The sequence below is a fragment of the Peribacillus loiseleuriae genome, assembly GCF_001183985.1.
GTDB lineage: Bacteria > Bacillota > Bacilli > Bacillales > DSM-1321 > Peribacillus > Peribacillus loiseleuriae.
In genome coordinates this window covers 3,367,913-3,382,665 of the sequence record NZ_LFZW01000001.1, presented here as the reverse complement: position 1 = coordinate 3,382,665, position 14,753 = coordinate 3,367,913, and the positions used below count along the sequence as shown (strand labels likewise).

Genomic DNA, 14,753 nt, shown 5'->3' with positions numbered 1-14,753 from the left:
GTGTACGCGTCAGATAAACGATATCTAGTAGATGTGGTAGACCCTTTCGGTATGGGACCTCCTTTTTATTTTGTTTCAAGAAGGTTAGATGGCTTGATTAGATAAATAAAACAACCCACCATTGACAATAGAAATGGTGATATTTGGTTCATAGCGATTTTGCAATGCTACCTTTTCGGTATAGTAGCTCTCAGCCTTGTCTTCCATATCTTGATAAAAGTTTTCAAGTAACCGTAGATCATCTTCCCATCGCTCAATCGCTCTTTCAGCCCAAGTATGATCATCACCTTCAAAGGTTCGCCGAATATATGAATCAAGCCTGAGCAGACCGCTTTTCGGTTTGATGAGCGGTGATAAGGTAAATGAGTAGTCTGGAATTTTTGGGGTTACTTGTATGTGTAAAAGCCTTTCATGAAACTGTTCGATGATTTTTCCTGTTATTAAATTTAAGCCTGCAGACAACAAAATATCCTTCTTACGATCACTTTGATAGGAAATTTTTGCATTGATAGAAAGCCATGGATATAAGGGACTTTGTGCATGGCCCTTTTGAACAATCTCCTCATATAGGCGGATAAATCCGGCAAGCTTTTTCGTAGACGCAAAAATTTGATGGAGTCGTTGTGATCCGAAATGGATCAGTTCCCCTTTTACATCAGCTGGTGCTTGCTGTGGATCTGTTATAAGGGTAAGCTGAGATGGGTTGGGAACGCCACCGGTTTTTTCAAGGTAGTGCCAGTAAAAGGGACGGTTCATCAATTCTTTGTCGAGTTCAACTGTTAACTGAATCGTTAAATAGGCAGGGTGATTTTCTAAAATTTCACAATGATTCGCTTTGAAATAGGTGAGCAAGAAATCATGAATTTCCTGTTGCTGCATGAAGATTTTCCTCCTTCATTTCTTGGGCGAATTGAATCATGGAAGAAAGATTATCCATTTTAATTTTCATTTCGCCTTCTGATTTTGATCCTTCTACTACATCCACTAAATACTCTTCAATATTGCCGATATCTAATTTTGTTAAAATATCATCCAACTCGCCAATCACTTTTTCAAATAAATGAATCTTTTCATAGAGAAGTTTCAAAATATGTTCTTCTACTGTATTTTCCGTCGCGAAATTATAAATCATGACATCTTCCGTTTGGCCGAGCCGATGGACCCGTCCAATTCGTTGCTCGAGCCGCATTGGATTCCATGGCAAATCAAAGTTGATTAAATGATGACAAAATTGTAGGTTGATTCCTTCACCGCCAGCTTCTGTAGCAATCAGCACTTGAATCTTATTTTGAAAAAGCTCTTTCATCCAATCTTTTTTACCACGCTTAAACCCGCCGCGAAAAGGCACTGAGCTTATGCCGTTTTGTTGTAAAAACCATTGCAAATAAAGTTGTGTAGCTCGGTATTCTGTGAAAATAATGACTTTATCGTTGATTTTCTGTATTAATTCCAATGCTTTCTCAGCCTTCGAATTGCGCTCAACCAGCTTTGCCGTTTCAAAAAGATTGTTCAACTTTTCAATGAATTCAGGTGCAGGATTTTCATGTTTTTGCGACATGTTTTTCAGAGTATTAAAGACTGCTTCTCTACTGCTGCATGCTTCTCTTTGGAGAGTTAAGCTTGAAAATGCACTTCCGGCTCCTTCCGATAGCGGTTTAAATGTAGATACAGCATCATATAAGGCCTGCTCGGTCGGTGTAAACTTAATAATAATCGTTTCAACATGACGTTTCGTCCACTCGATTCCAGTATCGGCCCGGCGGTTACGAATCATTACCGTATTAACAAGCTCCTTAAGATGTTCGTCTTCATATATGGTACGGCCTTTTCCTTTATATTTTTCGGAAAAAAGAGTAGCATTTCCTAGATGCCCAGGCTTAAGTAGGGAAACAAGATGGAAAATTTCTTCTACCTTATTTTGAATAGGTGTAGCGGTTAGCAGAAGGCAGAACTTCTTTTTCAAACTTTGAACAAATTCATAGTTTTTCGTTTTGTTATTTTTTAATTTATGGGCTTCATCAATAATGATAAGATCGTATTCTTGCTTGAAAATGATGTCTCTATGTGGATTACGCTTTGCTGTATCTATGGATGAAACGATACAATCATAAGAATCCCATACATAGCTTTTTCTCTGGACAACAGCGGGAATATGAAACTTTGTATTCAACTCAAAAGCCCATTGAGAAACAAGTGAAGCAGGAACGAGAATGAGTACCTTTTTCACGAGACCGCGAATCATGTATTCTTTAATGATTAAACCAGCTTCGATTGTTTTTCCTAGACCTACTTCATCAGCTAGGATAGCCTTGCCATTCATATTCTCTACAACTTGTCTTGCGGCTTCGAGCTGATGAGGAAGTGGTGTTAGCTGATTAAGATGATGAGGTGCCTGCAACCCTTCAAATTCAGGGATGGCCAAGTGATTTTCAGCCTGAACTGCAAGTTTATACAGTTCCCAATTCGCCCAAGGACCATCATTCTCCACTTTATCTAAAAATTCTTCTGACCATTCATCGTCAAATGTGATTCGAATTTGCATAAACGTTTCTCCTTTCTAGAAATACAAAGATAATACACGAACGTTTATAAGGTTAATATATATAAAGGTTTGTATTTTGTGGAAAAATGATTGCGATTCAAGCATTATTAATGGTAGTATGAACGTAACGGATTAATTTTGAAATTTTCTATAAATAAATACGAGTTGTTATTTGCAAGACTTTCACTGTTTGATTTACTATAGTGGTAACAGTATTCAATATGTTTCGCGAAAGCAGCCTCGTTTCCTTTGAAATATCAGATTATATAAAGGCGGCAAAGACTGTCTTCGTGGTTCTATCCTTATTTTCTGTTCATTACATAGTATGTTCAAAAAAGACAATATTATAAGCGGATGAAGGCAGGGGGAGAGACTACATTTGTAGCGCCGAAGGAGCAAGCTTAGCAGCGAATCTCTCAGGCAAAAGAACCCTTGTTGGACGCAACTCTGGAGAGTGTCTATTTTAAGACCACCAAAGGGGAAAGCCTTTTTAGGTAAACTTTCAGGTTTCAGGACAGAGAAATAGCTCAAAAGGAGCTTCTCTGTCTTTTTGCTATGGAAAAGGGGCGGGGCTTCGCAAAATCAGCTGCGCATCTCCACCCTCATAAGGTGATACAATTTTTAGAACCTGAACCTTTTTCATCGCTTTAGTTTTAGAGCAGGCGCTCATGGATGTTTTTATGCCCTAAAAAATGTGAGGAGGCGTAGTATGACTGAATTAAAAAGGACGCCATTATTTACGATCTACGCAGATTATGGTGGTAAAACGATTGACTTTGGTGGCTGGGAGCTACCAGTCCAGTTTTCTAGCATTAAAGAAGAACATAAAGCAGTCAGAACAAAGGCAGGCTTGTTCGATGTCTCTCATATGGGAGAGTTTGTTGTAAAAGGTGAGGGAAGCACTGATTTTTTACAAAGAATGATTACGAACGATATTTACAAGCTTGAAGTAGGGCATGCACAATATGCCGCATTGTGCTATGAAAATGGTGGAGTTGTCGATGATTTAATTATTTATAAGAAAGCGGAAGATGACTACTTATTAGTTGTGAACGCTGGCAATATCGAGAAAGATTTCAATTGGTTGTACGATCACTTGATTGGGGATGTCGAACTTACCAATATATCAAAAGAATTAGCTCTGCTTGCTCTTCAAGGCCCAGCTGCTGAAAAAGTCCTTCAGAAATTAGCTGTAAACACGAATTTGAGTGAGATTGACTTTTTTACTTTCGAAGAGAATGTGGAAATAAATGGAGTCTTGGCTCTCGTATCACGCACAGGGTATACAGGGGAAGATGGCTTTGAAATGTATTGTAAAAACGAAGACGCCAAAACACTTTGGAAAGCGATTCTTGAGGCTGGTAAGGACGAAGGCGTTCAGCCAATCGGTCTAGGTGCTCGTGATACGCTCCGGTTCGAGGCTAAGCTTCCGTTATACGGTCAAGAATTGTCACCTGATATTTCGCCGATTGAAGCAGGAATCGGTTTTGCGGTCAAAGTTGACAAAGAGGTTGATTTCATCGGCAAGTCTGTTCTTTCTGAGCAAAAAGAGCATGGTGCACCGCGTAAGCTTGTCGGCATCGAAATGATTGAACGCGGCATACCACGTCATGGCTATTCTGTTTACTATGGTTCTGATTTAATTGGTGAAGTGACAACAGGGACACAATCGCCGACATTGCAGAAAAACGTTGGTCTTGCACTATTGAAAAAAGAGTTTACAGCGATTGGAACAGAGGTTGAAGTTGAAATCCGTTCAAAACGTGTGAAAGCTGTTGTGGCTAAGACGCCATTTTACAAACGACCAAGAGGATAAAGGGGAGAAATTCATGACTAAACATCGCTATTTACCGATGACTGACCAAGATCAAAAGGAAATGTTAGATGCAATTGGAGTTTCTACTATAGATGAGCTATTCAGTGATATTCCAAAGAGTGTTCGTTTTCAAGGTGAATACAAGATTAAACCTGCTAAATCGGAACCAGCTCTTATAAAAGAGCTTACTAAATTGGCTGGGAAAAACGCCGATGCAAAGCGTTATGCTTCTTTTCTAGGTGCTGGTGTATACGATCATTATCAACCAATTATCGTCGATCATGTGATTTCTCGTTCTGAATTTTATACAGCGTATACCCCTTATCAGCCGGAAATTTCTCAAGGTGAGCTTCAAGCAATCTTTGAATTTCAAACGATGATTTGTGAATTGACTGGTATGGATGTTGCCAATTCTTCCATGTATGATGGCGGAACAGCTCTCGCTGAGGCAGCGATGTTAAGCAGCGGGCATACAAAGCGTAAGAAAATCTTGATTTCTAGCACGGTACATCCAGAGTCCCGTGATGTTGTAACGTCATATGCGAAGGGACAGCGAGTTGAAGTAGTGGAAATACCTCATCATGATGGCGTAACCGATTTGGCTGCACTGCAAGAGTTAATCAGCGATGACATTGCAGGAGTCGTCGTTCAATATCCAAATTTCTTTGGGCGTATTGAACCTTTAAAAGATATTGAAAAAATCGTTCATGAACAAAAAGCGATGTTCATTGTTTCAAGTAATCCATTAGCGTTAGGAGCCTTAACTCCTCCAGGAAAACTAGGTGCTGATATCGTAACTGGGGATGCTCAACCATTTGGAATTCCCGCTGCATTTGGCGGACCGCACTGCGGCTATTTTGCAGTAACAAATAAATTAATGCGTAAAGTCCCAGGTAGACTTGTCGGGCAGACTGTTGATGAAGATGGCAAACGTGGCTTCGTTTTAACGCTTCAAGCTCGGGAACAGCATATTCGTCGTGATAAAGCGACTTCCAATATTTGTTCAAACCAAGCGCTAAATGCTCTTGCTGCCTCGGTTGCTATGACAGCACTCGGCAAAAAGGGTGTAAAGGAAATGGCTGTACAAAACATTCAAAAAGCTCATTATGCGAAAAAAGCTTTACAAGCCAAAGGAATTGAAGTCGTATTCGAAGGACCTTCCTTTAACGAATTCGTTATAAAACTTCCAGCATCGTATCGGGAAATTAATGATCGATTGTTTGCCAAAGACATAATTGGCGGCTATCATCTAGGTTTAACTTACCCAGAACTTCAAGATCATATGCTTGTAGCCGTGACAGAATTGAGAACAAAAGAAGAAATTGCTGCATTTGTACAAGAATTGGGGGATAGCCATGAATAACCAGGATCAACCATTAGTTTTTGAAATGAGCACCGAAGGACGCATCGGTTATAGCCTACCGGAAATGGACGTAGAAGCTATCACACTTAAAGAGCTGCTTCCAGCAGACTATATCCGCATTGAAGAAGCGGAATTACCAGAAGTATCTGAGCTTGATATTATGCGTCATTACACGGCTCTTTCGCATCGTAATCACGGTGTGGATTCAGGTTTTTATCCACTTGGTTCTTGTACGATGAAATATAATCCTAAAATAAACGAAAATGTTGCTCGCTTTTCCGGATTCGCCCATATTCACCCGCTTCAAGATGCTAGCACTGTACAAGGTGCGCTTGAGTTAATGTATGACCTTCAAGAACATCTTGTGGAAATTACCGGTATGGATCAAGTCACACTACAACCAGCCGCAGGGGCACATGGTGAGTGGACTGGATTAATGATGATTCGTGCGTACCATGAGGCAAACGGAGGTACGAAACGTACGAAAGTCATTGTCCCAGACTCTGCCCATGGAACGAATCCAGCTTCTGCGACTGTTGCCGGATTTGAAACGATTACAGTCAAATCGGATGAATTCGGTTTGGTTGATCTTGAAGATTTAAAACGCGTAGTAGGTGACGATACAGCTGCATTAATGTTAACGAATCCTAATACATTAGGTTTGTTCGAAGAAAATATTTTGGAAATGGCTAAAGTCGTCCATGATGCAGGTGGTAAACTGTATTATGATGGTGCAAACTTAAATGCTGTACTTTCCAAAGCACGTCCTGGTGATATGGGCTTTGATGTTGTGCATTTAAATCTGCATAAAACGTTTACTGGGCCACATGGCGGCGGCGGCCCTGGTTCTGGACCAGTTGGCGTAAAGCAAGATTTAATCCCATACTTGCCTAAGCCAGTTCTCGTAAAAAAAGATGGGCAATATATGTTTGAAAATGATGTACCTCAATCCATTGGCCGTGTTAAGCCTTTTTACGGCAATTTCGGCATTAATGTTAGAGCCTACACATATATCCGCTCAATGGGGCCAGATGGCTTGAAGGCTGTGACAGAGAATGCGGTTCTAAATGCAAACTATATGATGAGAAGACTCGCTGAGTATTACGATCTTCCGTACGATAAACATTGCAAACATGAATTCGTATTAAGCGGTAGACGCCAAAAGAAACTCGGCGTGCGAACGCTCGATATTGCCAAAAGACTGCTTGATTTCGGTTATCATCCGCCGACCATCTATTTCCCATTGAATGTTGAGGAATGTATGATGATTGAACCGACCGAGACAGAATCAAAAGAAACCTTAGATTCTTTCATTGAGGCGATGATACAAATTGCCAAGGAAACGGAAGAAAACCCAGAAATCGTTCAAGAAGCACCACATACGACAGTAATCAAACGTTTGGATGAAACACTGGCAGCCCGCAAACCAATATTGCGTTATCAATCATAGCAGGAATTAGAATGCAATAAGGAGAAGAAGTCTCTCTTTATTGCATTTTTTTCTGTTTTCTAGAGGTAGATATGAATAGGAATAATAAAGTCATTAAAATTTACTTATAAAAACGTAAAGGAGACACTATTTAAATTGTAGCATCTCCTTTTAAAGTTCTTTAAAAAGATTAAGTTCAGCTTTACTTCTGGAATTAAAACAGATAATAAAGTTGTTTAATTCCTTGCGGAAGCTATCCGTTAGCCATCCATGAAGCGCAAAAATCAGCGCTTCACCACAGAGAATGAAAATGTTCGGAACCGTCAATACTGGTTCTTAATCCAGTTAATCCAATCCATAGATCAATGAATTGTGGCTCTCTCCATTTTTTTAGGCGAATGAGACGGGTCTTTTTTTGTATTGTCTTTTTTCGGAGTTACAGAAGTTTATTTTCATAGTAGTTGAACAAAAGGGCATTTATATTTTTTTATAATACTCTTTTGGATTTGTTATTTGATTTTGTATGAAAAAATGGACAATAATAAAAGAGTATTATACTAAAGAAATAAGGGAGGCTACTAATTATGGAATTTGTCCGAGTGACTGGATCAGATGATGTATTATTTAAGAAAGCATTTGATTTATATGAAGTCAGCTTTCCAGAACACGAACAAAGATTATTTGAAAATCAATTAGCAGCATTAAATAATCCAGAATATCATTGCGAAGTAGTCTTAGAAAAAGGCGTATTTGTTGGCATTATCTTTTATTGGGAAACCGCATATTATTCTTATATTGAACATTTTGCAATTGATCCTGATAAGCGAGGGAATAGCGTAGGGTCTCGTTGTTTAAAAAAGTTTTGTGATATGCACAGCCTTGTAATTTTAGAAATTGATCCTCCGGTAGATCCTATTTCTATTAGACGCAAGAACTTTTATTTGCGACTTGGTTTTAATGGGAGTAATTACCAACATAACCATCCCGCGTATCGAAAACAGAATTTACCTCATGAACTTGTCATCTTAAGCTATCCAAGGAATATTTCGGAAATTGAATATACGGAATTTAATGAGTACTTGAAAAATACGATTATGCAGACTGACTTTTAGTGAAAAGAGCATAGCACAATCAAAAAAGCCTGTATCCCTTAATATTCTGGATCCAGGCAAATTATATTTTAAAGTCTTCTTTCAATTGATTTAATCTAACATTTGACATTTATTGATCCATTTTTTAAATCAACTTTTGCACCCTTTAGTTGAATAACAATTATTTTGAAGCGCCAAAATCAGCGCTTCACCACAGAGAATGAAAAAGGTGAAAAACCGTCAATACTGATTCTACGGCTGGAGAGGAAGGTCGATGAACTATGGTGCGATAGAGCCCATCCGTTAGTCTGACTCCAACGACCATGGTGTACCACTGACTGTCGCTCCCTTACGGGAAGCACACATGGTAGATTAATCCTATTCTGGTTGCTACACCAGCCTCCAATAACGAAAGTCGTAGAAAGGTTGTTTTCAATGATGTAGTCATTGAACGAGCATGTGGTATGAACGTTCATAAAGACAATATTACTGCATGTATTATGACACCAGAAGGAAAGGAGATTCAAACATTTTCGACTAAAACTGTTTTTCTAATACAGTTGGTTGACTGGATTAAACAACATAGATGTACCCATGTTGCCATGGAGAGCACGAGTGTTTACTGGAAACCTATTGTGAATTTACTGGAAGCTGAAGATATTGAGTTTTTAGTTGTGAATGCCCAACATATGAAGGCGGTCTCAGGACGTAAAACGGATGTTAAGGATGCAGACTGGATTGTGAAACTTCTTCGTCATGGACTACTTAAAGCTAGTTTCATTCCAGATAGAAATCAAAGAGAATTGCGTGAACTTATTCGATATCGTAGGAGTATCATTGAAGAGCGTGCTAGGCAACATAATCGGATCTAAAAGGAGAGAACGTTGTTTCAGATGTTATGGGCATTTCAGCTAGAGACATGCTTAACGCTATCGCCGAAGGTGAAGAGGATCCTGGAAAACTAGCAAACTTTGCTCGACGTACAATGAAAAAGATTGAGCTCGCTCTTAAAGGATACATCAATCCACATCAGCGTTTAATGCTAAAAACTATTTTAAAGCACATTGATTTTTTGACTGAACAAATTGAGATGTTAGATCAAGAAGTGGCAAAAAGAGTTAGATCTTATCAAGAAGAGATAGAACGACTAGATTCTATTCCTGGCATAGCTACAAGAATGGATGAGCAAATTCTATCTGAAATCGGTACTAATATTAAAAAACAAATTCCAAGTGCAGCCTATATGTGTTCTTGGGCAGGATTAGTTCCTGGACATAACGAAAGCGCGGCAAAAAGGACATCATCTAAAACAAAAAAAGGAAATAAATATTTAAGGTCGGCATTAACAGAAGCAGCTCAATCTGTTAGAGGATTTAAAACTATCTCGGTGCACTGTATCGGCGTACAGCATCACGAAAAGGTAAGAAACGAGCAGGAATTGTCGTCGCTCATGCAATGTTACGTATCTCTTATTATCTCTTAACTCGTAAAGAAATGTATGTAGACTTAGGCGAAGACTACTTTGATACACAGAGACAGCAATCGATTGTACGGCATTCTCTACGAAGACTCGAAAGTTTAGGATACACCGTTTCATTAAAAGAACCTGAAGCATCTTAATCCAGTCCACTTTGCTACAATAGATCAATGATTTAGGCGCTCTCCCTTTTTTTAAAAAATGAATGAGCTGCGTCTACTTTAGTATTGCCTTTTTCCAAAGTAATAGAAGTTTATTTTCATGGTAGTGGAAGAAGTTAAATTACTTTAATTTGGAAACCAGCAATAGTAACTTAATATTAAAATGCTTATTATCATTATGATTTCAAACTGTTTCCCCTTTGATTTTTCAGCAGAGTTACTTCCACCAAAGAAGAAATACAGTGAGCCAAGAACAAAAATTATATAAGCTAATATTTTTTAAAAAAAGTTTATAGCACCTCCTGATTTCCTTTGTACTAATTTATTCAAAATTCTTATTCTAATGTCCTTCCTACTTAAAGAAACTTGCCCCGTTTAGGTGCAATCCTTCACAATGGAATAACACGACTGATATTTATAAACAACTTTATTGTTAATCAACAATAATAATGCTAGTGAATCAAATCCATTCACATCTCATGGGTTTACCTTAGCAATTCCAATATATACTAAAGGATCTGCATTTGGCAGATCCTCTAAAATAATATTAATGAATGGACTCAACAGAATCAACATGCTTTACATGCTTATAATTGAACCAAATAAACACCACCGAAATAAATACAAACGATGCACCCACAATGAAAGGTACACTTGAGTTGTAAATCTCCGCCAGTTTCCCTGCCATAAACGGGGCAATAGCTCCTCCTATGAAACGCAAGAAGCTGTAAGCAGCAGAGGCTGTTGACCGTTCGACAGGTGCCGCATTCATAACAGCTGTCGTAATTAACGTATTGTTATTCCCTAATAATGAGCCAGAGAAAATTACAGCAGCGATAATTACCCATTGGGTCGACGTCCAGATGCCCATTAAGACCAAGACAATAGCAAACAAGATCAACATCATACACATAGATTTAATTGTTCCAAACCATTGCTGAAGCTTTGGAGCCATGAAAACAGAGGTGATGGCAAGCAGTATACCCCAGCCCAGGAATACAAAGCCTAATCCATGCTCATCTAGCCCCATGACAAAAGGCGCGTAAGCCAACAAAGTGAAGAACCCAAAATTATACAGAGCGGCTGTAATTCCGAAAACTAAGAGAGAGCGATGCTTCAAGGCTCGAAATGGATCCATTAAAGATGTTTTGGATTTTACTGCATTTGTTGGGGTTTTAGATTTTGGCATTAATATAAAAAGCCCAATAAAAGCAATGACCATCAATGTGGCGACCCCAAGAAATGGGCCTCTCCATGACATAGCGCCTAACCAGCCGCCAATTAAGGGTCCAACTGAGATTCCAAGTCCGATCGCTGCTTCATACAGAATGATGGCTTTGGCGGTTCCGCTATTTGAAAGAGACACGATCGCTGCTAAAGACGTAGCAACAAACAGTGCGTTACCAAGGCCCCACCCACCTCGTAGTCCAACGAGTGTCCAGATATCGTTGGAAAACCCTCCGAGCGCTGAAAATAATGCAATGATTACGATACCAGTAAGCAGTGTCCACTTAATGCCAAGTCTTGAAGAAACAGTACCGGTAATCAGCATCGCAACGGCCATAACGGCATTATAGCTGGTGAAAAGTAAAGTTACTTCACTATGTGAGGCATTTAATTGTTCGGCAATTGCTGGCAAAATCGGGTCAACAAGCCCCAGCCCCATGAAGGCAATAATACAAGCGAAAAAGACGGCCCATACAGCCTTGGGCTGTTTAAGAAGACTTTCCTCTTCTTGAATAGTTGGTATTGTGTTAACAGATGAAGCCTTTAGAGTTTTGGATACCATATGCTTCTCCTCTCTTACTTAATATTTTGTTTAACATTCATATTTTTGATTCGAAATAGGAATGTGTTTTTAAAATGTTGCTATAAACTACCGGTAATGATGTATTAATTACTAAATGTGCTGAAGAATTAAAGAATGGTTCTAAAAGTGTGACGGATGACAGCCCCACGGCTTATAAATCTAACTAATACCCGGTTACGCTCAACAGGCAGTTTTTTTATTTATATTTTTCCTAAAATCGCTGCAATATTTTCAATTTATTCATCCCAAGCCACTTTAAAAACCGTTTTCTCGTGCAATTTTCAAGACATTTAAATCGAGTATTTTTTTGTTCTTTCTTCGAACTCTTCATCATCGCCTTTGATCACATTCACAAAAAAGAAGGAGTCGATGATTATATCCTAATGTTTTCTGATGCATCGCATAATATCCCCATTACTACTATAATTAACGATTTCGTTTCCATCGTTAATTACTGGAAGATCGCTGATGCTGTGCTCCATAAATATTTCAATAACTGAGCGTATAATATCATCTTCCTTTAGTACTTTAAATCGGAACCACTAATAAAAACAGTTGTCTGGGATTCGATCTTTAGGAATCATTAATTTTTTCTGACCCTATTACTAAGATGGTTGCATTTATTATTCCTCAGCCTCCTCTTATAAAAAATGGTTTAATAATTGTACTATACAACTATATAATTGTATCACACAACAAATTAGTTGTATAGTACAATTATATTCCGATTCTTCAATGTTGCTATCTGCTTGATTACGGTAATTTGACAAACGCTTCCGGTAGGTTATTATAGTTTTTATAAAAGGCAATTGTGAGGTGGTAAAGCAATGAATGAAAATTCACTAGAAACCATAGAACTTGAAATGGCAGTCTTAATCCGCCGTATTACATCTATTACATCTGATAAAAGAAATGGGATTCTAGATCGGTCTGCTTATCTTTTGTTACTTCAACTTCACGTTCAAGGTTCTTCTGGAGTAAAAGCTTTGGCAGATGAATTTCAATTGGATACTTCCACCGTAAGCAGACAAGCTGCAGGTCTTGAGCAAAAAGGATATGTGGAAAAAGTTCCAGACCCAATGGATGGAAGGGCCTACTTCTACCAAATTACTGATTTCGGAATTAAGGTATTAGTTGAATATAAACAAGGACGATTGGATAGAATAACAAAATTATTGAACGGATGGTCGGATGAGGATTGTGAAAAATTTGGAGATCTGTTGAGAAAATTTAATCAATCCATAGTTGGAAAAAAATAGAGTGAACAATATTGAATTTATAACTGTCGAACTGCATCGGCAGTTTTTTACTTTAAATTAATGTATAGATTGGAATGCCGTTAACATTTTGACATAAAACCCACGAAAATAAACTGATTAGAAAATGAAAACTATAAATAGGTATTTGAATATTCAATTATAAGTTTTTCCAGCAATAGCTAACGAAAAAATTATGATTATCGTTGGAACTTCGAATAATCTTACATTAAATTGTACCGTAACTAAAAGAGGCCAACACTAATAAAAATAGTATTGGTTCTAATTTTTGAAACAACTTTATTATGTTTGAAACGACTTTATTGTAATTTAAAGAACTTTATTATTTGTGAACAAGATATGGGGGGCTTACTCGTTTCTTTACAAAATCGGAACGACTTAACCATGAATTGCTCTGCGCCGTTTTAAAAAAGCCGAGCGAAAAGGAATAAAAACATCGCCGTGTAGTTCTTCTTCATAATTTCTCCAACATTCTTTTTTAAAATGAGTTTTTCTTCAAGTAATAATTATCAATTGACGAAGAAAAACTTAAATGGGATGGGTTTTGAAAGGGTTATCAACTTGAGAAGAAAGTCTTAAGAAATCATTCCATATTATTGTTCATGCACTATGAATATATCTAGCATGTGTAAATTTTTTTTAGTAGGAGAGAAGATAATGAAAGCTGTTATGATTCCGGAAGCACATAAAATTGAAGTATTAGATGTACCTCAACCAGAAATTAAACAAGACAATGAGGTCCTAGTGAAAATTAAAAGAGTAGGTATCTGTGGTTCAGATATGCATATTTACCACGGTACTAATCCTCTCGCTACTTACCCAAGGATTGTTGGACATGAAGTGACTGGTGAGGTTATAGAAATCGGTTCTAATGTTAATGGATTAATAACCATTGGTGACCATGTTGTTGTTGAACCAATTAGCTATTGTGGTACATGTTATGCATGTAGAAGTGGCAGACCAAATGTATGTAAAGAGGTATCGGTTTTCGGTGTCCATGAAGATGGGGGAATGAGAGAAATTGTAGTCCTGCCAGAAAACCAATTGCATAAAGTTGACTCGGAAATTAGTTGGGACGAAGCGGTAATGGCTGAACCATATACAATTGGTGCTCAAGCTACATGGAGAGGGAATGTGAAAGAAGGAAATACTGTATTTATTCAAGGTGCAGGGCCAATCGGTATTTGTGTTTTAAAAATGGCTAAGCTAAATGGGGCAACCGTTATTATTTCAGATATTACGAATAAACGATTGGATTTTGCTAAAGAAAATGGTGCAGACTACACGATAAATCCTACTGAAGTGGACCTAGAAAGTAAAATATATGAAATTACAAACAACGAAGGAGCAAATATTGTTATTGATGCAGTGGCGGTACACCACAAACATTTGAATTAAGTGTTAATGTAGCCTCTGCTGCTGGGAATGTAGTTACATTAGGTTTCAATGAGAAACCGTCTTCAATCGCTCTATTGCCAATTACGAAAAAAGAATTGACAATATCAGGTTCAAGACTTCAAACAAATCAATTTGGTAAAGTTGTACAACTTATCAATGAAAAAAAATTAATGCATGATGGTTTAATTACGCATAAATTTCATATCAGTGAAGCAAAAGAAGCATTTGATTTTGTAGAAAAAAATCCTGAAAAAGTTAGAAAAACTGTCATTATTTTTGACTAAGAAATAAGGAAGCTAAACCTTCTCTAGAGGGTGTCTCATCTCGCACTCTAAATCAGTAAGATGTGTTTCATACACTTATCTTAAACTGCATTTAGTTGTTGCGGG

The 14,753-nt window shown here is 37.9% G+C and carries 8 protein-coding genes, 3 pseudogenes and 2 riboswitches; of the genes and pseudogenes, 7 read left to right on the top strand and 4 right to left on the bottom strand.

From position 1 onward, the window contains the following. Nucleotides 1-84 precede the first annotated feature (84 nt). Together AC625_RS15715 and AC625_RS15710 are read right to left on the bottom strand one after the other, a co-directional pair. Nucleotides 85-879, bottom strand: a complete 795-nt coding sequence (locus AC625_RS15715; RefSeq protein WP_049682135.1) for a YqhG family protein — start codon at nucleotides 877-879, stop codon at nucleotides 85-87. Continuing rightward, nucleotides 857-2,542 (bottom strand): DEAD/DEAH box helicase, encoded by a 1,686-nt coding sequence (locus AC625_RS15710; RefSeq protein WP_049682134.1) that lies wholly within the window; start codon nucleotides 2,540-2,542, stop codon nucleotides 857-859. Before AC625_RS15710 ends, AC625_RS15715 begins: the two co-directional genes overlap by 23 nt. Nucleotides 2,543-2,896: 354 nt before the next feature. Beyond that, nucleotides 2,897-2,984, top strand: a riboswitch (glycine riboswitch). 3 nt (nucleotides 2,985-2,987) lie between these two features. Next, nucleotides 2,988-3,062: riboswitch (glycine riboswitch) on the top strand. A 189-nt stretch (nucleotides 3,063-3,251) separates the two neighbouring features. On the opposite strand from AC625_RS15710, the gene gcvT reads away from it, so the two are divergent. The 5 genes and pseudogenes from gcvT (at nucleotide 3,252) to AC625_RS15685 (ending at nucleotide 9,861) form a co-directional block, all read left to right on the top strand. Further along, nucleotides 3,252-4,358 carry a glycine cleavage system aminomethyltransferase GcvT gene (gene gcvT, locus AC625_RS15705; RefSeq protein ID WP_049682133.1) on the top strand — a complete coding sequence of 369 codons (1,107 nt, stop codon included), beginning with the start codon at nucleotides 3,252-3,254 and terminating at the stop codon, nucleotides 4,356-4,358. Nucleotides 4,359-4,371: 13 nt separating this feature from the next. Then, complete coding sequence (gene gcvPA, locus AC625_RS15700) at nucleotides 4,372-5,721, top strand: aminomethyl-transferring glycine dehydrogenase subunit GcvPA (RefSeq protein ID WP_049682132.1); 1,350 nt, start codon at nucleotides 4,372-4,374, stop codon at nucleotides 5,719-5,721. Beyond that, nucleotides 5,714-7,171, top strand: a complete 1,458-nt coding sequence (gene gcvPB / locus AC625_RS15695; protein ID WP_049682131.1) for an aminomethyl-transferring glycine dehydrogenase subunit GcvPB — start codon at nucleotides 5,714-5,716, stop codon at nucleotides 7,169-7,171. The genes gcvPA and gcvPB overlap by 8 nt, the downstream gene beginning before the upstream one ends. Before the next feature lie 563 nt (nucleotides 7,172-7,734). Continuing rightward, nucleotides 7,735-8,262 (top strand): GNAT family N-acetyltransferase, encoded by a 528-nt coding sequence (locus AC625_RS15690; RefSeq protein ID WP_049682130.1) that lies wholly within the window; start codon nucleotides 7,735-7,737, stop codon nucleotides 8,260-8,262. Nucleotides 8,263-8,705: 443 nt separating this feature from the next. Then, a pseudogene (locus AC625_RS15685) lies at nucleotides 8,706-9,861 on the top strand (IS110 family RNA-guided transposase). 565 nt (nucleotides 9,862-10,426) lie between these two features. Here the strand turns inward: AC625_RS15685 and AC625_RS15680 are convergent. Both AC625_RS15680 and AC625_RS28390 read right to left on the bottom strand, forming a co-directional pair. Next, a complete protein-coding gene (locus tag AC625_RS15680; RefSeq protein ID WP_049682129.1) occupies nucleotides 10,427-11,668 on the bottom strand; it encodes an MFS transporter in 1,242 nt (413 codons plus the stop codon). A 401-nt stretch (nucleotides 11,669-12,069) separates the two neighbouring features. Then, nucleotides 12,070-12,204: pseudogene (locus AC625_RS28390) on the bottom strand (CBS domain-containing protein); the annotation flags it as partial. Nucleotides 12,205-12,516: 312 nt separating this feature from the next. On the opposite strand from AC625_RS28390, the gene AC625_RS15675 reads away from it, so the two are divergent. Both AC625_RS15675 and AC625_RS15670 read left to right on the top strand, forming a co-directional pair. After that, nucleotides 12,517-12,948: a MarR family winged helix-turn-helix transcriptional regulator gene (locus AC625_RS15675; protein WP_049682128.1), complete on the top strand. Its 432-nt coding sequence runs from the start codon at nucleotides 12,517-12,519 to the stop codon at nucleotides 12,946-12,948. Nucleotides 12,949-13,623: 675 nt separating this feature from the next. After that, nucleotides 13,624-14,648: pseudogene (locus tag AC625_RS15670) on the top strand (zinc-binding alcohol dehydrogenase family protein). Nucleotides 14,649-14,753 lie beyond the last annotated feature (105 nt).